The following is a 24,825-nucleotide window of genomic DNA, read 5'->3' on the forward strand; positions in this document are numbered from 1 at the left end:
ATCCGCATAAAATAGACCTGTGCGTATCTGTTTATCAAGATAGCTTTTCACAAAATTTATCTAATCCACAGATTTATTGGTTCATAATAAATTTTTCTTATTGTAGTAGTCAGGAAACTGCTCTAGCGGTATAAAATCAATACTGACTAGTTTTTCTTTTTCAATTTCCTTCTTGAAGATTTCACTGCAAAATAGATAGTTAGTCAGTGTTGAACCTCTTAGAGTAAAAACTTCTTTGTCTATTTCTGGTTCTTTTAATATAATTTTTTCAATTTTTTTTATAAACAAACCACCAGTACTAATAATATCTTCTACAGTCTCTCCTTTCTCTACAACGTATTTAGAAGCCTGAAAATCTACCCAATCTTCTTCTTTATAAGGAAATAAATAATAATACTTTTTTTCTGTAATCTTTTTACCTTTCCATGACAACGTTTCTAATGGAACTAATTGATATCCCTCCATGGACGAATAACCACGAAATACCTTTAGAAACTCATTGGAAACGATAAAACCATCAAAATGAGGATAATAATCAAAAATCAATAATCTTTCATTGCATATTAAGAACAAATGATCCGGAAAATTTACTTTGCGTATTCCAGAACTAAAATTCCACTCATAGTCCATGTCAGGCATTGGATTTTTTTGATTATATTCCTCTGCTAATACTGCATTCAAAAAAATGGGGACGCCTCTACCACTTTTTTTTTCCATCGCATAAAATGACTGTACCGTCATGATAATTTTTTGCACCCCTCTACCAGTTTAAATGGTATATCCCCACGCCAGATTTTATTTTTTAGTTCCATTTGCAGCTTTCGTATAGATATTCTAGCCTGCTTTGTGTCTATTATTGTTACTGCTAACCCATAATGACCGGAGGTTGACGGTGTAAGCTGTCCTGCTATTGACGGCCATGCTGTCCGCAGTAGGATAGAAAAGCAGGGAGAATCATGACAATTCTCCCTGGATCACGCGCTTTACCATATGGTCGTCCACAATCCGGTGCTTGTTCTGTGCGCCGTAGATCAACGCGTGGGTACAGAGCTTGTTCACCAGCCGGGCGGCTCCGCTGGAAAAACGGTAGATTTCATCCATCGCCGCCTCCGTAAACAGTTCATGCTCGGCACCTGCTGCACTCAGATGCCTCTTCATATAGGCCCCCACTTCCGCCCGGTCCATATGCGGAAGATAACACTGCATATCAATTCGCTGGCGGATCGCCGCATAGGCTTGCAGCCCCAGCCGGTCCCACAGTTCGCTTTGCCCCACCAGAATCAGGGCCATCGGACTCTGTGAATCCATTTTCAGATTTAGTAGAAATCGCAGTTCCTCCAGCATCTCCCGGTCCAGCAGATGGGCTTCATCGACCACGACCACGGGCTGTAGCCGGTGAATCCCACGCATGAGTTCAATCTCCCGGTGTAACTGCCGTTTTGCATCCCCCCGGTAAAATTTCGACTCACAGCCGAGCTGCTCCAGCAGCCCTTTGTAGAAGTGGCGCGGGGTCAGTTTCGAATCGGACAGGTAGAGTAGCTTAAAGCGCGCCTCGTCCAGTTCCTTGGCTAACCGCCGGATCGTAGTCGTTTTCCCGGTCCCGCAGTCCCCTGTGAGCACGGCAAACCACTGGCGTTCCGCGACATAGGCCAGACGCCCGAGCATTTCTTCCTGCGACGCAGACGCATATAACTCGTCTACCGCAAGATCTCTGGAGAACGGAGCACGGTGCAACTCGTAGAAGGACTCAAACATGGCCATCCTCCGCCTGCACTCTGCGGTACGTCACCGCAGGTGCTTCCCGCTGTTTGCGCTGCTGGTGTCGCTGCTCTGCCGCCTCCAGCAGTCTCGACGTGTCGGTCATAGATGCGCCCAGGTGCTCCGGCAACGCCGGACGGGTTCCCGCCCGCTGACCGATTTCCATCTCGCGCACCCGCCACGGCGCTCGTCCCTCATACTCAATCGTCAGTTCCGTGGGGTCTGCCGGGTCATAAACCACCTCGACCGTACAGCCAATGACCGTCAGGCCCACTTCGTACTTTCGGTTCATGAAGCTAATGCAGCCCGACTTGTCGACCTTCCGCTTTTCACTATGCAAGAACGCGTCCGCCAAGGTATCCGGGTCCATGAACCGCAGTGCTTTCTTGTCACTCCGAAACGCCGTTTCCGGGCTTTGCTTGTCCGGCAGGGCGGAGTGGGGCTTGTGCTGGTAGCACTCCGAGAGCCATACCTCGAAGCGCTCATTCAACTGCTCGAGTGTCTTCGGCTTCTCCAAGGCGACTTCGCTCAGAAACGAATCGACGATTTGGTTAAACCGTTCGACCTTGCCTTTGGATTCAGGCGAGTAGGGCTTCGCATAGAGCAGCCGGGTTCCGAGCTTGGAACATATCCGGGTCATGGCTTGGGTACGGTACTGCTTGCCGTTGTCAAAATAGACCGCTTCTGGTACCCCATACTTCTGGATCGCTTGGCGAAACGCCGATTCGACCAGCCGCTGGTCCATGACCGGCACAAACTCCCCATGCAGAATAAACCTTGTAGCGTCGTCAATGAACACGACCAGATACACCTGTTTCATCGTCCCGCTTTCGCCAAGGGGCAAATACGGTCCGTATTTGAGGTCTGACTGCCACAGCTGGTTCCGGTGGCGCTGCTGGAAGCGTCTGGCGGCAACCCCGGATTCGGCGTACATCCGCAGATGGCGCGAGCTGTAGCCACAGGCAGTCAGTCTCTCCTGCAGGGTACTACGCTTAATTTGGCCCGGCGAAATCCGCCCTTCCCATTCTAAAATCTGAATGAGCTGTGCGACGCTGCGGCCGGGGACCTCCCGGCGCAAGAGAATCGCTTGCTCGAGCACGGCGGTAGGAAGAATCTCTTCGGAGGGCTGCCGCCCTTTGCCTTTGGGCTTCAGGCCGGTAAATCCTTCGCTCCGGTAACTCGCCAAATACCGGCGCAAGGTACGTTCGGAGAGTCCGGTTTGCTTACAAATCTGCGCTTTCATCTCCCGGGCTTTGGCCGGGTCCAGCCCTTCGGCAAGCAGGGGAGCGAGAAGCTGCATCCGCTCTGCGGCGAGGGCTTCGGCTTTCTTTTGGTCTTTCATGGGTCGGTAAACTCCTTCCTGAAATGAACTCAAGGAGAGTCTACCGTAGAGCCGGGGCGGACAGATAGGCAAAACGGGTATGTACCCACAAATGAGCGTTTGCGACGGGGCGGACAAGTCTGGCCAGCCAGCCGGGTCCTTGCTGACGAAAGGCGGGGGCGGAGGTCATACGCAGGTGATCCGAAGCTTCGGGGGACCCGGGAGCGAGGCCGGACATCCGAGCCTCCAGCGCCTGCAGAACGAGGATGAAGTAGATAGAGAGCACGCGAAACCAGACCTTCCAACGCCGTAACGTAGAGGTTTCCGCGCAGGCGGTCACGGACGCCTCCGGCTCCGTGACCGCCTGTTCGATACAACGGGAATCGTACCGTTTATAGGGAATGAGTAGATCCGGGAGCTCATGGTGAATCCTGCGGCATCCCGCACACCGGAGTCTGCGAATCACCAGTTGGCGCAGCTCACCACCCCCACCCCGGACCTTCCGCTCCCGGCTACCGATAATCTCCAGGTTCTCTGTGCAGCACGGGCAGGGCACCTCCTCCGCACCCCTGACGAAAAACACCAGGGATCTTTTCAACCAGCGCATACTCTGTTACAATGACCATGTCTAATGATGAAGGATATTTCCGGTGCGGCCTGTGCTAGCAGGCATACACGCGATGGAAGTATCCTTTTTCCTTTGCTAGAATACGGTCATTATATCTGGCAACTTCCGGACAGGCAATCCCGCCAGCTTCGCGGCGTTATGCTTTAGCAGAAACACTATTATACCCATATTGAATTGCTGTCTAATCCTTAAAGCTCTGCTTCTAACAATATCACTGTATTGTGGATGTGACCCACTATGAATGATATCCATACCTTTCGCCTTAGCTGACTTGTAACTGTCTGGTAAAAGAATGCCATTAAATGCTTCGTCCATCTTACCGCCTAAACCTATCTGTTTAAAGAAACCACTATTAGCTTTCCATATTTCTTCAGGGATAATATGATGGGCTTGCATTTTATCTCCAACTATCCCTTGAAGTGCTTTGTTTAATAAAGTGCTGCTTAACCCAAAAGGATCAATCCACGTTAACGGATCATGCACATACCCGTACAATGTCGGGTTATTTCCAGCTAACCCTATCGGGTCCTGCTGCGTATACATTCCTTCATGCGGTGAATAGTACCGGAAACGGTTGTAATACAGCCCCATTTCTTCATCCTCGTACTGCCCGGATAACGTAACGGACATGCGCCGCGTGCTCCTTGAAGGTCAAAATTCTGAACCCTCCCATAGATGTCCAACTCGCACGCCCAGACCCGTTCGCCAATCTCGCTGTACATCTCAACAGGTGCGTTAAAAAAGGCCTATCTTCATGCATTTTGCATAAAATAGGCCTTAAAATGATTCATACAAGATTTACATCAAAACTTATTTGTTATCTTACTCCTTTATAGTTCAAATGGATAAATATCCGACAGCCCTTCTTTGATTTTTTCAACTTCACCAAGCAATTCTTGTCTGTACTCGTTTTTAAGATTCAAATTTTCATCAAAGTAAATATCGGCTTGTGTGTCTAATAATTCTTCCATTTGCGATACAAGATCAGCCAATATAAACCATTCTTTTAAATCTACAGACATATTTAATATATTTGTAGATTGAAAGTCTTCTGCATCATGATCATAAAAATAAACAGTACTATCAAAAGTGTTACTTAAATTAATTAACCAAAAATCACCTTGTCCAGTCTCCGCAAATATCCACATGTTCTCGTCGAATTCTGCAAAATCTTTGTGATAGTCTTTATTATACTGCTTTGCTTTTTCATACGACAGAAGAACATAGTCTGCAGATATTTTGTTTTCAGAAAAATTTTTACAAACCCACAAATAATCTTCTGGAAATTGTTCATTTACAGAGACTGGTTTTTCTCTTTTTTGCAAGCCATTTGCTATTTCCTCATAGTTTCTCTTTTTAAACATATCCTCACCTCCTACAAGGAACATTTTTAATCGAAGTAGCACTTCTAGAATTTATCTTGCTTTTCTTTGCCATATTGTCTAAAACCATTTCAAAGTAGACTTTCATTTCTTGTTTTGAAGCATTAGGAAACTCAACTTTAGCTTCATTAAGGATGTTCTTCCACACAGAATTCCAATTTTTTCCTAATTTACTACTATTGGTGTGAATTCCCGGCTTTTTAGTATGTTGTTTCTTGCTTAGATCAAAAAAATATTTAGGGTCATTAACGTTAATACCAGCCATATCATCAAACATATCTTTAAATTGTTCTGGAAAGCCATGATGTATATCTCCGGTTGCATTTTTTCCAGTAAACATTTTCCACCATTTTTGAAGTTTAGACGTTGAAGTTTTGGCTAGTCCAAATTCATCCACCCAAACATTCGGATCGTCTACATACCCATATAGCCGAATCCCCCCAGCCAACCCAATCGGGTCCTGCTGCGTATACATGCCCTCATGCGGCGAATAGTACCGGAAACGGTTGTAGTAAAGTCCTGTTTCCTCATCCTCATACTGACCCGGATAACGGAACGGACATGCGCCGCGTGCTCCTTGAAGGTCAAAATTCTGAACCCTCCCATAGATGTCCAACTCGCACGCCCAGACTCGTTCGCCTGTCTCGTTATACATCTCCACAGGCGTACCGATATGGTCGGTAACAATACTGTACTGCCCTTCGGCTGTTAATTTCGCTGCCGGGCTAAACGTGCCGTCCTCAAACACCCATGTAGTTAAGTTGTCAGGGGCGGCTTCTTTCCACTCATGCAGGATATTATTCCCATCCCACACAAAGCTTGTCTTGACCCCATCATACACTTTTTCAATTCGTCTTCCTAGCGGATCGTACGAGAACGTCACTTCTTTGCCGTCCGGCCGAACGACCTTGCTCATCATGCCGTTGCCGTAGTATTCGTAGCGCCAATGCGTGCCGTCCGGTTCGATTTTTTCAACCAGATTGCCTTCTTCGTCATAGCTGTAATGCGTTCCTTCGAATTCCAGCAGACGCCCGCCGGGACTGTACTTCCGGTCTGTCTTATGACCGCTGCTGTACAAGTTGCCCACATCATCGGCCATGCGAAAGATCTTGTCGAAGGGATTCGTTGCCCCGATCAGATTGCCGAAATCATCATAGTTGTACTGGGTTTTGTGTCCTGTCAGATCATTTACCATCGACTTCAGACGATAGTTGGCGTTCCATTCGTACCTTCTCTTACGGGTTTCCCGTCCGCCTGTCTTGACGCTGTGCTGTTCAGGCCGTCCCGCCACATCATATTGCCACTCGCTGACCACGCCGCCGGGCAGCAGCCGCTCGATTTCCTGTCCCAGCGCATTGTAGGTCATCTGCGCGGCCCAAGGCGCAGCAGTCGCTGGGGATGCGTTGCTCCCGCCGTCCCGCTGGGCCTGCATCCGGCTCACTTGCCCCAATAGATCACGCTCCATGGTGATATGAGCGCCCAGGCTGCTGGTTACTTCCGTCCGGTTGCCAACTTCATCGTATTGGCTGGCTACCCAATACGGATCGCGCCATTCCTTCAGCACGCGACCCGCCGGGTCACGCTCCAGTTTGACGGTCGTATAAGGGTTGGCAGTCTCCAGCAGTTCCCCGATGCCGTTATACCCAAACGTCTCCACAAGGCCGTCGCTGTATTCCACTTTGGTCACGCGGCCCATGATGTCATGGCCGTAGGCCGTCCATCTTCCGCTTGGCCGCTCTACTTTCTCTAATCGTCCGCTCACACTGCGAATGTACCGTCTTTCGATCCCGTCAAACCCCGTTTCGCCAACGATGTTTCCATTCGCATCATGCTTCAGCACATAGCGCTCGCCGCGCTCATTGATCACTTCGGTCAGTTCTTCTTCGTTGTTGTAGGCAAGCTCGATTCGTTTACCTTTTTCTTCGCGCCATGTCAATTTCCCAAGCGGGGTATAGCCAAATGCTACACGGTGCTGGTTGTCTTCCGCCAGAACGACTTCCTCATACGCATTGTATTGCAGCCGGATCACATTGCCGTCCGGCAGCTCGGCGCGCACGACCCGACCCAGCGCATCGTACACAAACATTTGCTTCGCACCCAGCGGATTCGTCTCCTGCACACATTCCCCCCGGTGGTTATACGTCCACTTCCCGCTTGTACCATCCGGCAAGGTTACTTGAATCAGGTTGTCTTGCCCGTCGTAGGCAAGCTTCGTTACCGTACCCTGCGGGCTCTTCACTTCGCTGATCCGATGACGCTCGTCATAAGCTAAGAGGGTCGCCGTTTGGTCGGCCTCCGTTATTTTGCTAACTCGGCCCTGTTCGTCGTACTGCCAGATTCGGATGCCGCCCTCGGGGTCAGTCATCTTCACGATCCGTCCAGCTTCGTCGTACTCCAATGCCCATTCGCTGCCGTCAGGGTCGATCACACTCATCATGTGGCCGTGTTCGTCATACGTATACCGCGTCAACCGGCCATCCGCATCCGTTTCGCTCACCACTTCCCCCAGCTCGCTGTACGCATATTCCACGACACCGCCCAGCGGATCGACGATCCGGATACAATAATGCTCAGGATTATAATCATAACGCGTCGCATGTCCTTGGCTGTTCGTCGTTTCATTCCATCCGTCATGGTACGCAATTCTCCCTTCCAAGAGTCCGTCGTCCCCATACGTATGGACGCAGCGCGCTCCTGTTGTCGGGCCGTCATAGCGCCAGTGGAAGCTGTACCCGTTGCGGTCTTTCTTCCTGAGCATCAGGTGCTGGTCGTAATACATCTCGGTTATCTGTCCCAGCGCATCCGTCACCGCGACGAGATCGCCGGCCTCGTTGTACCGGTACTGCACCAATACCTCGCGCTGTTCACTGAAGGTGTTGTTTGGATGGGGGTGGTACACATGGATGACTTTCGTGATCCGTCCGGCTTCATCGGTCTTGATGTCCAGCACCCGACCTACGCTGTCGGTCACCTGCTGCAAGTAGCCGCGCGCATCATAGTTTAAGACGATCCGACGGCCGAACTCATCCTCGATGCGGGTCAGACGGTACGGCCTGGCTGCTTCCTCCTGCGGCGAAGCCTGCTGAACATCACCTTTCTGCGGAAGCGGTTTGTTTATACGATACCCAAGGCCCCGTATCTCCTGCGACTCCTCTGCTATCCTGTGCTGGACCTCTGCCCTCTTCAGCGCTGCTGACGGGCGATTCGCTGCGATCACAGACTCGAAGACATACGTCAGGCGGCTTTCTTCCTCCACCATCGCATATCCGGTTCCCTTGCGGCGCAGGGTGAGCCGTTCTTTCGGGTTCCGCGTTTCCATCAAGCCCCGGTGCAAGCGCTCAAATCCGGCTGCTCGCCCATCCGCTAACAGCACGCCGATGCAGTCGTCCAGCACCTCCAGCCGCATATCGAAGCTGTGATGCACGCCATGACCGAGCAAGCCCCGGTGACCGCTGTCGCTGATCCAGCGCCGATCCCATTGGAGCGGCAGCGGACCCGGAAAGGCAAAATCGGTCGCCTCGCTCATCATCCGTCCGGTGATCAGATCGACCGGTTCGAAGCCCCATTTACAGAAACGGTCCCCAAGGCCCTTGGTACACTCGAATTTCTTCAACACTTTATGGTTGAACTTGGTAAGCGCCTTCTTCGCGCCAGATTTCTCCAGCGCCTTGTCAAGCAGCGCCTTGCTCTTCTCCGCCAGCTTCTGCTGCATCGCGGTCAGTTTCTTGGCCAGCAGGTCCTTCAAGGCATCGGCCTGGCCCTTCAGCTTCCGCGCTCCAGTCAGCACTTTGTTCAGTGAGTTTTTGCCGAACAGAACAGCCCTTTTTGCTGCGGCCCGGCCGATTTTCCCGGCCATTTTCCCCGCAAGCTTACCTCCTGCTTTCACCGCCGCCTTGGCCGCTACCTTCGCCGCACCCTTCGCCGCCAGCTTCGCTGCGCCAAACGCCGCGCCCCCGAAAGGCAGCATCGTGCCGATGGATAACGCCGCCCCGAAAAAGTCGCCCCGGCAGAGGCTCACGATCGCGCTTGCCGCTCCCGCGATGACGCCAAGTCCCGGCACCATGCTCAGTACATCCAGCGCGGTGCCCAGCTTCTCCAGGAAGCCGTCCCGCTCCTTGTCGCTTTTGGCTTGCTCCGCCTCCGGATTGCTTAAGGGCTCGAAGGATTGCCGCTCGCTTCCCTCCATCGTCACCTCCGGCCCTGTCACATCGGTCGTGTCGTTTAAGATCAGGCTGCTTTGTCCGCCGGCGATCCACAGCTCTTCTTCCGCTTCCGCCCGAAACGTCTTCAGCTCGCTAAAGGCCAGCTCCTGTTCCGCCGTCAACACGATGTCTTTGTCGCTTTGCAGCGTGATGCCGCCTTCTTCCCCGATGGTGACGAATAGCGCGCCTTCCTTCGCCGTAAACGAAATATCTGTCGTTCCCAGCTCAAATTCCTTCCCCCCGCCGGTAGCAAACGATTTGACGGTGGAGTCGGCCATTTTCTTGTTTGCTTTCTCCGCCGCCTCCCCTTGTGGGGAGAACGGGGTGCGGACCGACTGGATCAGCATCGCGTCCGCTTCCTCATTGCTCGGGAAATACAGCTTGATCCTCGAGCCGATTGGCGGCATGGCGTGAAAGATGTGGCTCGTTGGGGAGGAATATGGAAACCAGACCGCTTCCTGCTCCGGTTGGTCTTCGTCGATATCCAGATGCACCTTCGCTTTCTTGACTCCGATGGCGAGGATGCGCCCCTCCATGGCCAATCCTGCCAGGTTTTCGTTGTAGCGCTTATTTTGGCGAAGTCCTGCGGGCGTCGTACACAAGTATGTAAACTCCAACATCCCTTTGTTCAGTTGGCCTTCTACCCCCGCGACCACAAACCGGCGTCCGGCCGCTTCTACTTCGGACCCAAGCTCGAGCCACTGATCCATTCGCACCGTAAAGCGGGTAAAGTCCTGCTCCTGGAAGCCCTCGACCCCCGTTTGCACAGCGGTCAGGAACGACTCTACGTCATGCTCAATCCGGTACAATCCTTCTTCCAGCTTCACCTGCTGCTTTACCGTCGGCGTGCCGATCCATACCCTCGGCTCATGGGTGCTGACATCCGGCGTCACCACGGCCCCCGCATGGGAAGCCACCCGCTGAATAAAATCCCAGTCGGTCTCTTCGTACTGGAGCAGCAGATCGCCAATCGAAGCTCCGTGCTCAAAGGCATCGATTTCCAGAAAATCGCCGCCCGGATACGCATGGATCACTTCTTTCAGCACATCGGTATACGCCATATCCGCATGCTGGAAGGAACGGCTTATCCGCTTGACATCCATCTGATAGGAATGCGAAATGATGTCCACCCGGACAGTCCATACATCGTTGAAGCGATCCGCCTGAATGTCGTGCAGCTGGCCTAAAAACAGCGGGTAATCCGCCTGCCCTTCCCGAACCGCATACAGCCCGGCTCGGTCGCGGCTGCTGCCTTGCCGTACCAGCTCATGGCTGTCCTCCTCGCCCATGACGCCCTGAAGCTGCAAGACCGCATGCATGCCGGGGAATCGCTTCAGCTTCACTTCCTCAAGCCGCAGCTTTCCATACGGCCACTTGAGCGCGATGTCCTGCACGGTCAAGCCTGACAGGCGCCCCCATTCATTTCCTAACACGTCTTTCCCCCCTCGATCGCCGGATGATGCTACGCTTTTTTCTGCCCGTCATCGGCGATGTAGATGACTCCCTCTGCATGCTTCGTACACATGATATACGAATCGCTGGTTAACACGGCTTTTCCGTCAATGAGCGCATCCGCTTTCCCGTTCATCCACTCCATGTTCACTTGCGGTTCGCACGGCTTGTCCAGCGCTTCGCATACGCCGAAGGTGGCCGGGATGTTGACGACGGCTTTGCTGTCCGCCACGTTCATCAGCGGCTGCCCCTGAATATAGGCGCCATGACAGGTCGGCAAATTAAGCAGATTGGGATTGCTGCCGCACTGGCATTCCAGTATCGCTCCCCTCACCACATAGCTGGCTTCCGCTCCCGCCGCCGCCTCCACGCTGGGGGGGCTAGGTTTTCTGAACGCTATAAAGCTTGCCATTTGTTATCCCTCCTTCATGCTTTCTTCGCAAGCGTTGCCGGTTTATCGTCTTTTACTTCGCGCTTTGCTTCAGGCAAGCTCTACCGGGGTGAAGTGAAGCCCTGTAAATCCCCGTCTTTGCAGACTTTCCGCTACATCCAGACGGACGATCAGGATATCTTCCTTCACTCCCGCCACGCGAAAGATGCGCTCCCGCCTCACTTTGGTTTCCGCCAGCACCAGCGGTCTCAAGGCTCCGCTTGCATCCACTTGCGTTCTTTCGGATAAGCAGTCCGCTACGCCTGGCTCCATAAACCAGTAGATGTCCTGACGCTGGGTGCTGCGTCCTGTTAGGACGGCGGAATAAAAACGGAGGAAGCGATCGTACTTCTCCAGCAAGCCTTTCATCCGATCCGATACGAGCCAACGGGGATGGTCGATGAAGTCGAGATAGACCGGTTGTTCCCCGTCGTCCTTCACAAATACAATATTTCGCTCGTCAATCTCCATGTCCCGGCTGACTTGTTCCAAACGCAAACTATCGAAAAACCGCTTGTCCTGCTGCAATCGAAAGTAATACACCTGCCTGCTCCTTCCCCCTGTGCGTGGTCTATGGGCGAACTTCCGCCAATTGCCCCGTCTCATCCTCTTCCATCCAGATGACCTGCCGTTTCTGCTCTTCGCTTAACGCAAATTGCGCGGCATCCTGCAAGATGATCTTGGCTCCCTGCAGATTGGCGCCCTGAAAGTTGGCACCCTCTAGGTCCGCAAACAGCAGGTTCGCCCCTTGCAAATTCGCTTGCGTAAAATTCACGCCGAAGGTCCCCAGGATTTGCCCTTCCAGGATCAGCGGCTGTCCGCCTGCCGCATGCCAGAAATTCGCTCCTTGCAGGTCGCAATGGCTGAAATTGGCATCATAGAGCACGCTTTGGCTCAGATCGACGCCCTGCATGTTGCTGCGGGAAAAATCGACCCCTGCGCATATGCTTTTGTTGAGGCGGCTTCCCGCCAGGTTAGCGCCTGTTAAGTGACTATAGCCCAAATCGGCGCTTTCGTAGTTGCCGCCGCTCAAATCCAGGTTGCGCCAGTCCTGGTAGCGGTGAAGCGAACCGTCCCGCTGCTCCAGCCGGGCACGGATGGCCGCAGCGTCTTTGTCTCGCCGTTCTTCTACCCAGACGTCCTCGCTTAGATCCATATATTCGCCTGCACGAATGCGGAAGATCTCGGCGCGCCGGACCTGTTGAAACTCCGGAAGCCCCACGATGCGCGGAGCCGCCGCACGAACGAGACTGATCACATAGTGTCCGGCTATGGAAATGTCTTCCAACCAGACGCGATCGGTTTCCAGCGGCAAGATTTCGCTTCCATAGCTTTTGCGCGACGCCTCGATAGCGTTTCGGTAGGTTTCCAGGTGGGTGTACAGCCACGACGCTTCGTGCAGTTCGATGCAGGCCGCCCGGTCCAGATACCAGGTGTCGTCATACGCTTCCAGGCTGCACATGAGTTTTCCCTGCCCTAACCAGGAACGCAAATACGAAACGTGTAGGTAGGCGATGGGCCGCTTGTGTCCGGCTTCCTGCATCGCGTGAATGCGAAGACACAGCTTGCGAAAGGGCTCGATCCACTCCTTGGTATGCGCATGAGCTTGCGCGCGAACCTCTGCGCCGATTTGCCGGATCATCGCTTCCCGCTGCTGCGCGACATCTTGCGTAAGCCATTGTTTCAACGCATCCTGCTGCAATGGTTTTTCTCTCCTTAATTGTTATGGACTTGCGTTCCCTTCACATCGACGCGGTCTTCGAGCACCACGGAGCTGCCCTTGCACGTCATCTCTAATTTTTCCTGGGCGGTGATCGTGATTTTTTTCGAGGCCAACATCACTTCTTCCGTCGCTTTCACCGTCACGTTTTTGCTGCTGACAATGGAAATGCCGTCTGCATCGCTGAGCATAATGGACACGCCATCGCCCGTGATCAGGATATGATCAGGAGCGAGCACGATCATCTTGCCGTTCTTGGTCTTGATGGTTTTGATACTCGGATCTTCCATCGGATCGCTTCCACCGCCGCTTGCTGATGCCGTGCCGCCGCTCGATGCTCCTGCCATGCCGACGCTTTGCCCTCCGCTTGGCGATGCCGGTTCCGCTTTCGGTTTCGGCACGGAGCTGATTGCAATGACATCCTCTTCTTTATGCGTTGGAAAATAGACGCGCACATCGTCGCCGATCTCCGGCATGCAATACCAGCCCGCATTGTCTTCCGAAGCGTAGATGGTCGAGTACGGAAACCAGAACGCTGTGCCCGCGTCTTGCTCGGGATCGATGTTCAGGTGCGCTTGAATCCGATCTTTGGCTACCGCAATCACTTTGCCCTGCAGTGAGACCCCGACGATGGCCATGTTATATTGCTTTCGCCGGCTCAAGCCCAGCCGCGTGCCTAAGAAGTACGTATGCTTTAACAGCCCGTCCTTCAGATCCGTTCTGACTTCGCTTACGACAAGCTGCTGGTTGTCGAACGCAACCTCCATGCCGATGTCGAATACTTGATCGGTCTCCACTTCATAGAAGATGCAATCGCTCTCGCTCAATTCCGGCACTTGTCCCTGCACGGACAGCTGATACAGCTCCATCCGTTTATGTATCCGGTAATGGTAAGCGTTAACTTCCCCCTTAAAACCAGGCTCCGGAATGCCAAAGTGCACCTTCGGGGAATCAAAGCCGATCGCCGGCACAAGTCCGGTGTTAAAGTGGGATGCCAACCGTTTCAATAATTCCCAGTCGGTCTCCCGGTACTGTAAAATCATGCGGCCAATAGCAGCACCATTCGAAGCTTCATCCATAACGTCCGCGTCGTCGTAATCCTGTACGATCTGATCCACCAACTGCGCATACGCAAGTCCCGTATCTTGAAATGTACGTTCCTTACGCGTCACATCGAACTGATACGATAGCGATACCGCCTCCATTTCGATATGGTATACGTCCCGAACGTGATAGATTTGTATATTCGTGACCATGCCTTGAAACAGGGTTCTCTTCCCGCCTTGTTCCAGCCTTTGCGTAACAGCCACATTCATTCGGGCATAATCCATCCCGGCATAACCGGCCTTCTGTTCTTCCGGCACGATGCCCTTCAGACGAAGCGTAGCGTGCTCGTTGATTTGCTGTACAATCGTCAGCTCCCGGATCGACTCTAACGCAAACGGCGTGACTTCAATGTCCTGATAAGTCGCATATGATCGTTCCATTATGAATCCCCCTCTTCCCGTTCCATCGGGTTGATTTGCAGGGAATCCATGATGCCAAGCGCAATCGGACGCCACTGCTCCTGATATCGCTCCATGCAATTGAGACCGAAGAAGAGCCCTTTCCCCTCTAGTTCAATGAAAAATATGCCATTATACATCACACCATCCAGCACAGGCACGGTAAATTCATAAAAGCCCATCTTGCGGCCTCCGACCTCGCGCACCCCTTCTCCCAGCCACTTCGCATTCGGCTGCATCCGTTTGATCAGGAAGCTGAGGTCTTGCACAAACTGTTCCATTTCATTGTTAACCATTCTGTTGTTCGTGGGATTTACGGTCAGATTAATCTCCAGCGTCTCATCGGTGTAGATGATTTGGGGACGCCGTTCGGCGGGATATTTGATCCTGGCGTACTCCTCCGGCATGGGCTCGAAGGAATCCGGCACAAACATGAAGACTTGATCGGGCACTACCTCCGTCTTTTGAAACGTAATAACCTCATCGCCTAGTGTAAGCTCTCCCGCTTGAATCGCTTGGCTGACGTTTTCAGGGGATAATGCGGCTTTCAACGCCTCTTGCTTCTCCATCTGTTCCTGCTTGCCAATCAGCTCAAGCCATTGCTCGTCCATATGTTCCATAGGCATCCCTCTTTCCGTTTCCGATTCCGATTGGAATACGTCTTGTCTATTCATAGCTGCAAAAAAACGAAGGGACCGTTCCCCCGCAGGACGGTCTGTTTGATTTCTCATAAGCAGGAATATAAGCAGCAACTCAAATCCATCGGGCCTGTTGGAAAAACAGGAATTCAAGGAAAAGATTCTCATCTTATCCTTTGTCTCTTAATATCGGAGGTACGTCACGAGATTTTTAGGGGGATTTAGAAATTACAGTCATAAATTGTAATGAAGCTTTAATTTTATGATATTTTTCCTGTTAAGCAACACCGTTTGCCTTCTTCCAGGTAATAAACCGATCCATAGCCTCTCCATTATCACGTGGATCTCCTTAATTTTAGTTGCGCGTGACGCCATAAAAAAAATCCTCCTTTGCCTCTACCTGTTTTTGTGAAGAACAGATAGCTCAAAAGAGGACCTCTCGAGGAAATCCTGTGCGTCTGCAAAAGCTTGTTTGAAGCACACAGGATTCACCTTTGTTCTGGTTTAACAAACATAACCCCAAGGGCTAAAACCCTTGGGGTTACTAAGATGCCGAGGACCGGGATCGAACCGGTACGGTAGTCACCTACCGCAGGATTTTAAGTCCTGATCGCAATTCTGTCCATGACGGAATTTGCAGCCCTGGAAGAGAAAATAAAACCCATGTAAAACCTTGATACATCAGGGTTTTACACGGGTTTTTCGCTTTTTTTCAAGCCCCGCAAGGCTTCCCGGCGATGACCTAAAAAGCGGCCAATTTGGGACGTTGGGAAGAACTTGGAGAGAACCAAACAAGAACCAGCCCGCTCCCTGCCATTGACGAATGAACGGAGCAAATGCTCCAGGGAGGGTTTTCTATGACCAAAGCCAAGACCATCACTATCGCCAACCAGAAAGGTGGAACAGGAAAAACAACGTCCACCTATAATCTGGCCCATGCCTTATCCCATGCAAATAAAAAGGTGCTGCTAGTGGATTTCGATCCGCAAGGCAATCTGACTTTATGCTTCGGGATCGAACAGCCGGACCAGCTACCGATCAGCATGTGCAACATTTTGGATGCCATTATGAGCGATCATTCGCTCCCCGCGGCAGAGGAGTACCTGCATCGTCAGGACAACATCGACCTGATTCCCAGTAACATCGAATTGTCTGTGTCGGAGATTAACCTGCGAGACGAGATGGGCAGCGAAAAGACGTTGGCCGCACTCTTGAAGCCGATGAAGGAGCAATACGACTATATCCTGATCGACACCAATCCGTCGTTGGGCTTGCTCACCATCAACGCTCTCGCGGCCAGCGACAGCGTGCTGATTCCCGTTAACCCGCAGCTATGGTCCGCCACCGGATTAACACAACTGCTCAACATCATCGTGAAAGTAAAAAAACGGATTAACCCGCAGATTACCATCGAAGGCATCCTGATGACCATGTGCGATACCCGCACCAATTTGTACAAGGACGCCTTCAAACTGGTACAGGACCATTACGGGGAGATCATTCGCATCTTTGAATCGCAAATCCCCCTGTCCGTTAGGGTGGGAGAAGCCAACTTTTACAGCCAGAGCCTGATGAGCTACCAGCCGAAATCCAAGGTGACAGCAGCTTATCAAAATCTGGCAAAGGAGCTGATGCAGCATGGCGACAACTAAGCGCATGGTTCCAAAGCTTGGCAGCATCGACGAACTACTAAAGCTCTCGGAGCAGTCCTTCAAAGAGCCGGATGCCATGGAACCAGCAAAAGGAGGTATCCAGTCCATTCCGATATGTAAGATCAGGTTTTTCCAAGATCATCCCTTCCACCTTTATGAAGGAGAACGGCTTTCGGACATGGCGGACAGCATCGTAAATAACGGTGTGCTTGTGCCGGTTATCGTCCGGAAGATCGAAACGGACGAAAACGGCTGCGAATATGAAATGCTGGCCGGTCATAACCGGATGAATGCCGCCCTGCTGATCGGCTTGGAGCAACTGCCTTCCATCGTCAAGGAAAAGCTCACCGACGAAGAAGCGCTCATGTACGTGGTAGAAACCAATGTGCTGCAACGCTCCTTTGCCGATATGCTGCCCTCAGAAAAGGCCAAGGTACTCTCTCTTCGCTACTCGGATATGTTTTCGCAGGGCAAGCGCAACGATATTATTTTGGAGCTTAAGAAGCTAGAAAACCCGCAGTATGACAAGGAAAATTCAACTTCTGCTCCATTGGGTCAGAAGTTGACCAGTCGGGAAAAAGTGGCCTATGAATACGGTCTTTCCCAAAACTCCGTTTCTCGGTTGCTGCGAATTGACAAGCTGATCCCAGAATTGAAGCAACGAACAGATCATGCTGAACTGCCCCTGCGCTCTGCTGTGCATCTCTCCTACCTTACAGAAGAAGAACAGAAAATGGTGGAGACGGCTATTTCAGAGCAGGGTTATAAATTGGATATGAAAAAATCGGAGCGTTTGCAAGATTACTCCGGCAAGCTAACCGTCGATCAAGTGAGCAAAATTCTGTCCGGCGAAGCCATACGTAAGCCACGCGGACAACCCCCCGCTCCCTTCAAACTCAAGCACAAGGTATATGCCAAATATTTTTCTCCACAAAGCAAAGCTGCCGAAGTGGAGGAGATCATCGACAAAGCGCTCGAGATGTATTTCGCCCACCAGCGTCAGCAGCACCCCCAATCCCATGAAGAAGCGGAGGACACCGGCCATGTACCCGACTTTTAAGGACATTGACCATGAACAGTTTTATGAAGGCAACATTCGCATGACCCGCAGCCAGCAGGACCCGTACCGCAAAGCGCTGTTTTACCTGCTTGGTCTTACTCCACAAACCCGCCAGCATATCCGGGATATCTACGACTATGAGGAAAGCTGCATCCGACTGGAGGGCTTGGAGCAAGGCTGGCAAACCAGCAGCACCCTGAAACTGACCCGGTTGGCCTTCAACTTGTTTAACGGCTACACCGGGGACGTTGAAACGGGCCGGGATCATCCACGCCATTACAGTCCGTATCATCTATTCGACACTGGGCTTATGCCTTACTTCTTTGAAGCGATCAAGCTTCGTTATGCGGAATATGCCCGCTCCTTGGAGCTACCGTACTTTGCATTTCCAACAACAGAGACAGAACCCTATGCTTCATATGAACACGAAGCCTGAGAGACGTAACGCAAGCCTCGCGATTCTATTCAGAAAGGAGAGCCTGACATGAGCCGTATTCAGCCCTTGCGCCACCTATACGCATCCGCTATTAGCGACATCACATCCAGTGGGGACACCTGGCAACAATATTTGCACTTTGCTGCATCCATCTACAAATACTCATTTGACAACAGCCTGCTCATTTACGCCCAACGCCCGGACGCGATCATGCTGGCTCCCCTCCAACTATGGAATCAGTTAGGCCGTTATGTGAAAAGAGGCGAAAAGAGCATTGCCGTCTGTGATTTCCAGCAAGGCAGTTTGACATTAAGCCATTTGTTCGACGTTACCCAAACGACAGGCAAACAAGCCCCTACTCTCTGGAGTCTGGAACAGCTTGATACCGATGAACTGGCCGGGCGGCTGACTTCCTACGATACACTAAACCTCGCTGAAGCCATCTCGCAGCTCGTGCATGACACTGTCTTTTCATCGTGGGAAGAATGGCTGCAAGACATTGAGCATGACATTCACAACCATTTCTTGGGCAACATCCCCTTGCTTGGATTAGAACAGCATATGGGCGACTTAATTGAAGACAGTGTTCGCTATCTCATCCATCGTCGCTGTCAGTTGCCTGAACCGAATCATGCCGACCTTTCAACGATTACCCATTTTGATACTTTACCGCTTGCCGCACGTTTGGGCTATCAGGTGAACACTCACGCCCGTAGCTTGCTTACGGACATTGCCCGTTACGTAAAAATTATGGAACAGGAAAGGAGCCTAGCTCATGAATCATCCCGACAAACCGAAGTTGACGTACCACGAAATGGACGGATTGCTGTATCCAAACCTGCAAATCTCGAACGAAGCGACAACCGATCAACAGCCCTTGGGCAAATTCGGTCGGCTGGCGCTGAATCATCTACGGAATCATCACCCGCAACGCTTTCAGATTCTTCAAATGGAAGGCAACCTGATGACGAAAATGCAGCAGGTCGAACAGGAGGCGCTGGAACGGATGGAGCAATTGACCGATCAACTACTCCGCCTTCATCCCATGCCACCGACGGACGATACCTTGAAAAGAACGCAGCATCTGAATCAGATCAAATCGACAGCCGAGGAACTGGTCATGAACGACATCATCCTGAAACCACGATAACTGAAGCGAACCTGCCGACTTCCTCATCTGAGCCGCCATCAAGCGGTTCTTTTTTTATGCCCGATAAAGGCTCTGTTCCTTCAGGGACGCGAAGTGGAGAAGACATGCTGGCTTATATGCTAATCAGCGGCAGAGGTTCTATGTCCGGCAAACAGCGTATCTATGAATTTGTAGTGGAGCATCATCCAGTGAAAGCTCCTGACCTGATTGCTTTTCTAAAGCCGCTATACGGCATCGGGGGTGCCAGAGGAGATTTAGGCAATGGTCTTGTCGGCTATATGACGGATAGCAAAGGCGTTCAGCTTTCCTGGCAGGATGCTACCGGGTCACACGAAGAGCTTTTCAAATGGAAAAAAGTCAGCGATACGTTACTGCAACTGATCTCCAAGGGACAATACGATGAACAATTTGCTTCTTTTCCGCCTGTAGAGCAGGAATGGACGTTATTTGATTATGCCAACGAGCTAGCAGAGATTGAAGATGTTTCTGATGAATACGAAGACCAGAACGATTCACCCGAAGATACTGAAGATAAGCATGAAGACACGCCTTCTCTTTTAGCAGACGCCAAAAACATCGAGGAAAACAGTAATCTTTGTCCGGATGCTCAACCCAAGCTCCCTGCTGCGGTGAACTATCGTTTTCAAGCTGAGCAATCGCCTTATGTAACCGGTGCAAAGAACAAATATAAACGGAACGTAGAGGCCATTCGCCTGCTCAAGCAATTGGAATCAGAGCAGCGGCAAGCGACTGCAGAGGAACAACATATTTTAGCCGGTTATGTGGGCTGGGGCGGATTAGCGAATGCGTTCCACCCTAACGCGAATGGCTGGGAAACCGAATATGCCGAGTTAAAGCAACTCCTGGATGAAGACGAATATGCGGCAGCCCGTAACTCCACCATTACTGCCTTCTATACAGAGCAGTCCTTAATTCAGACCATCCATGCAACATTGCAGCGTTTTGGCTTAACCTCTGGTGCTGGACGCCGCTTGCTGGAGCCTTCTATGGGCAGTGGAAACTTCTTTTCTGTTTTGCCGCCGGAGTGGGAAAATGCTGAGCTTCACGGCGTGGAACTAGATTCGTTGACGGGACGAATTTCTCGACAACTCTATCCCAAAGCGAACATCCACATCCAAGGATTTGAAACCATTAACTGGCGCGAACAGCGCTTTGACGCAATGTTCTCCAACATTCCCTTTCATAACATTCGCATCCATGATCGCCGCTACAGCAGCAGCCACTACATTCATGATTACTTTTTTATCCGTTCGCTGGACTTGCTCAAGCCTGGAGGAATTCTCGCCTTTATCGTCAGCAAAGGCACAATGGACAAACAGGACTCCAGGTTGCGGCAGATCCTGGCGCAGAAAGCCGAATTAATCGGGATGGCTCGCCTGCCGAACACTACCTTTCAATCACTCGCTGGAGCTACAGTCACTACAGATATTGTATTTCTGCAAAAGCGGGAGTCCCCACTCCCTCTCACCCAAGCAGACATGCCGGAATGGATTGAAATTGGCGAAACGCCAGAAGGTGTTCCTGTCAATCGCTATTACCTGTCGCACTCGGAAATGCTGCTCGGCCAAATGCAATGGGATCGGGGCATGTACGGTGCGGAGAAAACCAGTGCCTGTATTCCACGCGAAGGACAGCCTCTGCTACCTGCCCTAGAGAAAGCACTCGGCACATTGGAAGCTCGTTTTCCTCACTTGCCGGATGAAGTAGCACAAACAAAAAACAACCGCTCTCCCCTCGTGCCGGATGAGGAAGAGGAGCCCATCCGAAAAGCGCCGCCTGGCACGAAAAACTTTACGTTTATCGTCGATCAGGAATGCATCTATTACTGTGAAAACGGCAATCTTCTCCCCCAAGACATCAAAGGCAAGAAGGCAGAACGCATCAAAGGCTTATGTGCCGTTCGCGCGGCGCTCTTGGATGTAATCGAAATTCAATCCCGTGAATACGGCTATGAAACAGACGAACTGGAGCAAGCTCAATCCAGGCTGAATCACATCTATGACCGTTTTGTTCATCAGCATGGAGCCATTAACGAACGGGCCAATACTTCTGCTTTTGCCGACGATGACCAACTGCCGCTTTTGCGCTCCATTGAAGATCTCACAGCAGATAAAACCTGGACAAAAGCCGCTATTTTTAGTCGTCCGACCATCCGAGTCAACTCCTTGCCGGAGCATACAGATGATCCGCTGGAAGCATTGCAAATTTGCCTGAATCACCGATTACGTATCGACCTGCCGTATATCGCCCATCTCTGTGGCAAAACAACCGATGAAGTACGAGAAGCGCTAGGCGAACACATTTTTCAAAATCCGCAAGACTATAAAGGAGATACAGATGAAGGCTGGGAGTTGGACGAAGAATACTTGTCCGGCAATGTCAAAGACAAACTGGCCTATGCCACGCTCAAAGCGCAGGAGTACCCGGATGTATTCCAGCGCAATGTCGCCGCGCTCACTCGCGTCCAACCTGCTCCGCTGCTGCCAGGAGATATTGACTTCCGTATAGGCAGTCCCTGGATTCCGGTTAAGGTATATCGGGCCTTTATGTATGAAACGTTTGGCACAGCTCGAATCATGCAGGATTCGCAGACCATTGATGTAGACTATCTTGAATACACCAACACATGGCGCGTATCCGGCAAATCCTTGGAAAGAGGCTCGATAAAAGTTAACCAAACCTTCGGTACAGGGCGAGCCAACGCTTATGAGATTTTTGAAAGCAGCCTCAACCTGCAAAGCATTACCGTGCGTGATCCGGTCACGTATCTGGATGCGAACGGCAATGAGCAAATCAAGTATGTGGTCAATGCCAAAGAAACGATGATTGCCCGTGCCAAGCAGCAGCAGATGAAAGAAGCATTTGCCTCCTGGCTCTTTCGGGACAAGGAACGGGCTGATGCGCTGCTCTCCATTTACAATGATAAATTCAACACGATTCGTCCCCGCACCTATGACGGCGATCATCTGGTGTTTCAGGGCATGAATCAGGAAATGAGCCTGCGCAAGCACCAACGTGATGTAGCAGCTCGTATTATTTACTCCGGTACAGCGCTTATGGCTCATGAAGTCGGAGCTGGCAAAACGGCGGCGATGATCGCTGCAGGCATGTATTTAAAGCGGATTGGCGCAGTTCACAAGCCTTTATACTGCGTCCCCAATCACTTGACCGAACAGTGGGCCAACGAATTTTTGCGCTTTTTCCCTTCTGCCAATGTGTTAGTAACCACGAAAAAGGATTTTAGCTTGGCTAACCGTCAACGCTTCGTTTCCAAAATTGCCATGGGCAATTATGATGCCGTCATCATCGGTCATTCGCAGTTTGAGAAAATCCCCATCTCCCGTGAACGGCAGGAGCAGCTCCTTCAAGATGAAATCCGCAACGTCTCCCGCATGATTAACCAGATGAAAAAAGAAAGAGGCGACAACTGGAGCATCAAGCAAATGGTGGTGTTTGAAAACAACCTGAAATCCCGCCTGGAACGCCTGATGAATGAAAGTAAAAAGGACGATCTGCTCACCTTTGAACAGCTTGGCGTGGATATGCTATTTGTCGATGAAGCCCATGCCTACAAAAACTGCTTCACTTTCACCAAAATGCGCAATGTAGCTGGGATCGGTAAATCCAGCAGTCAACGGGCTACCGATATGTTGCTCAAATGCCAATACTTGCAGGAGATGAACCAAGGGCGCGGGGTCGTATTTGCTACCGGAACACCGATTAGCAACAGCATGTCCGAGATGTATGTCATGCAACGTTTTCTACAACCTCATTTGCTTCAAAAGCTGGGATTGAACTTTTTCGATAATTGGGCAGCTACGTTTGGCGAGGTCGTTTCTTCCTTGGAGATTACACCCGAAGGCAGCGGCTACCGCATGAAATCCCGTTTTGCCAAGTTTCATAATTTGCCGGAGTTGATGAGCATGTTTCGTCTCGTTGCCGATATTCAAACCGCCGATATGCTCAAGCTCCCTGTTCCACGGTTGGAAGGCGATAAAGCCAGCGTCGTCGTCAGTGAGTGCTCTCCCTATCAAGAGCAGATGATGGATGAGTTTGTCGAACGGGCCGAAAAAATTCGGAACAATGAGGTTGATGCCAAAGAAGACAACATGCTTAAGCTGACTCATGAAGCCAAGCTCATGTCCATTGACCCGCGCCTGGTGCATGAGGATGCCCCCATTGATCCGATGTCCAAGCTGAATCTTTGCATTAACAACGTATTTGATATTTGGCAGGAGACGCAGGTGAATCGGCGTGCCCAAGTTATTTTCAGCGACAGCGGCACACCAAAACCAGGGCAGTTCAATGTCTATGATGAAATGAAATCCCAATTGGTTCTTCGCGGTATCCCGGAGCAGGAAATCGCCTTTATTCATGATGTAAATACGGACGCTGCGCGTGAAGCATTGTTTGAGCAGGTTCGCCGCGGCGAAGTCCGCATCCTGTTAGGCTCCACACAAAAAATGGGAACCGGGACGAATATTCAGACAAAGCTCATCGCTGCCCATCATATCGACTGCCCATGGCGCCCTTCCGATATCATTCAACGGGATGGCCGCATTCTACGGCAAGGCAATCAAAATGAAACGGTGAGGATTTTCCGCTATGTGACCAAAGGAACCTTTGACTCGTATTTGTGGCAAATCCAGGAGCAAAAGCTGCGCTACATTTCGCAAGTTATGACGGGAAGAAGCATTTCCCGCTCTTGTCAGGATGCCGACGAAACGGTACTATCTGCGGCTGAGGTGAAGGCTGTTGCGGTAGGCAATCCGATGCTGGCGGAGAAGATGGAAGTGGACAATGAAGTTATCCGTCTCAAGCTGCTCAAAACAAACTGGCATAACGAGCAAGTCATGCTGGAACGGCAGCTAAGTCAGCATTACCCGCAAGTGTTGACTTCCTGTGCGGAAAAGCTGGAGCAGTATCAGGCAGATTGGAAGCTTGCTGAACAGCACCGGCTTCAGGAGTTCTCCATCACCTTGGATGGTACGGTTTATGCCGAGCGTCCCCAAGCAGGAGAAGTGCTGCTGCTTTTATCCAAAGTCACTGAACTGGAACATCAGGCTGTAAAGGTGGGGCAATTCAAAGGATTCGATATTCTGCTATCCCGCTCCGGCTTTGAACATGTAAATCTTCATCTGCGAGGAACGGCGACTTACACGGTCGAGCTTGGGGATTCAGCTTTGGGCAATATTAGCAGGTTGGAGAATCTGTTGGAGAAAATACCCATCAGGATCGAGGGAACCAAACAGCAGCAGCAAGATACCCTCCACCAAATCGAAACAGCGAAGAAAGAGGTTGGGAAGCCTTTTGAATTTGAAGATCGGCTGAGTCAATTTGTAGTGAGGCAGTCTGAGATTAACTCGGCGCTGGAGTTTAAGGAGTTGCAGGAGCAAGCCGTAATGGATGAATCAGAGGATGAAGAACAGAATGTTGGTTTAAGAGAACAAAAAGGAATAGAACAATAGCC

Annotated in this window: 16 protein-coding genes; 4 read left to right on the forward strand and 12 right to left on the reverse strand. The window is 51.2% G+C overall.

Features of this window, described 5'->3' with window-relative positions:
* Window positions 1-81: 81 nt before the first annotated feature.
* From PDUR_RS18320 to PDUR_RS18380, 12 genes are all read right to left on the reverse strand, one after another.
* Window positions 82-741 (reverse strand): Imm43 family immunity protein, encoded by a 660-nt coding sequence (locus PDUR_RS18320; protein WP_042207579.1) that lies wholly within the window; start codon window positions 739-741, stop codon window positions 82-84.
* A 213-nt stretch (window positions 742-954) separates the two neighbouring features.
* A complete protein-coding gene (locus tag PDUR_RS18325) occupies window positions 955-1,755 on the reverse strand; it encodes an ExeA family protein (protein ID WP_042205200.1) in 801 nt (266 codons plus the stop codon).
* Window positions 1,748-3,100, reverse strand: a complete 1,353-nt coding sequence (locus PDUR_RS18330) for a DDE-type integrase/transposase/recombinase (RefSeq protein WP_042205201.1) — start codon at window positions 3,098-3,100, stop codon at window positions 1,748-1,750. Before PDUR_RS18330 ends, PDUR_RS18325 begins: the two co-directional genes overlap by 8 nt.
* Window positions 3,101-3,140: 40 nt before the next feature.
* Entirely contained in the window at window positions 3,141-3,677 is a 537-nt protein-coding gene (locus PDUR_RS18335; protein ID WP_052410173.1) for a DUF6431 domain-containing protein, read from the reverse strand.
* Between the two features lie 105 nt (window positions 3,678-3,782).
* The gene (locus PDUR_RS29530) at window positions 3,783-4,337 is read right to left on the reverse strand and encodes an RHS repeat domain-containing protein (RefSeq protein ID WP_042207580.1); all 555 of its coding nucleotides are present in this window, start codon (window positions 4,335-4,337) and stop codon (window positions 3,783-3,785) included.
* A 200-nt stretch (window positions 4,338-4,537) separates the two neighbouring features.
* A complete protein-coding gene (locus tag PDUR_RS18345; protein WP_042207581.1) occupies window positions 4,538-5,071 on the reverse strand; it encodes an SMI1/KNR4 family protein in 534 nt (177 codons plus the stop codon).
* Between the two features lie 4 nt (window positions 5,072-5,075).
* A complete protein-coding gene (locus PDUR_RS27420) occupies window positions 5,076-10,724 on the reverse strand; it encodes a DUF6531 domain-containing protein (RefSeq protein ID WP_052410289.1) in 5,649 nt (1,882 codons plus the stop codon).
* Window positions 10,725-10,753: 29 nt separating this feature from the next.
* On the reverse strand, window positions 10,754-11,155 hold the full coding sequence (locus tag PDUR_RS18360; RefSeq protein WP_052410290.1) for a DUF4280 domain-containing protein: 402 nt from the start codon (window positions 11,153-11,155) through the stop codon (window positions 10,754-10,756).
* 69 nt (window positions 11,156-11,224) lie between these two features.
* On the reverse strand, window positions 11,225-11,716 hold the full coding sequence (locus tag PDUR_RS18365) for an imm11 family protein (RefSeq protein ID WP_042207582.1): 492 nt from the start codon (window positions 11,714-11,716) through the stop codon (window positions 11,225-11,227).
* Between the two features lie 28 nt (window positions 11,717-11,744).
* Window positions 11,745-12,875, reverse strand: a complete 1,131-nt coding sequence (locus PDUR_RS18370) for a pentapeptide repeat-containing protein (RefSeq protein ID WP_042207584.1) — start codon at window positions 12,873-12,875, stop codon at window positions 11,745-11,747.
* A 14-nt stretch (window positions 12,876-12,889) separates the two neighbouring features.
* Window positions 12,890-14,380: a contractile injection system protein, VgrG/Pvc8 family gene (locus PDUR_RS18375; protein ID WP_042207585.1), complete on the reverse strand. Its 1,491-nt coding sequence runs from the start codon at window positions 14,378-14,380 to the stop codon at window positions 12,890-12,892.
* The gene (locus PDUR_RS18380; RefSeq protein ID WP_042209496.1) at window positions 14,380-15,018 is read right to left on the reverse strand and encodes a hypothetical protein; all 639 of its coding nucleotides are present in this window, start codon (window positions 15,016-15,018) and stop codon (window positions 14,380-14,382) included. The genes PDUR_RS18375 and PDUR_RS18380 overlap by 1 nt, the downstream gene beginning before the upstream one ends.
* Before the next feature lie 875 nt (window positions 15,019-15,893).
* Between PDUR_RS18380 and PDUR_RS18385 the strand changes: the two genes are divergently transcribed.
* The 4 genes from PDUR_RS18385 to PDUR_RS30400 are packed head-to-tail and all read left to right on the forward strand — an operon-like array spanning window position 15,894 to window position 24,823.
* Window positions 15,894-16,688, forward strand: coding sequence for a ParA family protein (locus PDUR_RS18385; protein ID WP_042207586.1), 795 nt, complete (start codon window positions 15,894-15,896; stop codon window positions 16,686-16,688).
* The gene (locus tag PDUR_RS18390) at window positions 16,675-17,748 is read left to right on the forward strand and encodes a ParB N-terminal domain-containing protein (RefSeq protein WP_042207587.1); all 1,074 of its coding nucleotides are present in this window, start codon (window positions 16,675-16,677) and stop codon (window positions 17,746-17,748) included. Before PDUR_RS18385 ends, PDUR_RS18390 begins: the two co-directional genes overlap by 14 nt.
* Window positions 17,732-18,184, forward strand: a complete 453-nt coding sequence (locus tag PDUR_RS18395; RefSeq protein ID WP_042207588.1) for a DUF6075 family protein — start codon at window positions 17,732-17,734, stop codon at window positions 18,182-18,184. Before PDUR_RS18390 ends, PDUR_RS18395 begins: the two co-directional genes overlap by 17 nt.
* A 48-nt stretch (window positions 18,185-18,232) precedes the next feature.
* Window positions 18,233-24,823 (forward strand): SNF2-related protein, encoded by a 6,591-nt coding sequence (locus PDUR_RS30400; RefSeq protein ID WP_042207589.1) that lies wholly within the window; start codon window positions 18,233-18,235, stop codon window positions 24,821-24,823.
* Window positions 24,824-24,825 lie beyond the last annotated feature (2 nt).

Source organism: Paenibacillus durus, assembly GCF_000756615.1.
In the GTDB taxonomy this organism is placed as follows: Bacteria; Bacillota; Bacilli; order Paenibacillales; family Paenibacillaceae; genus Paenibacillus_AQ; species Paenibacillus_AQ durus.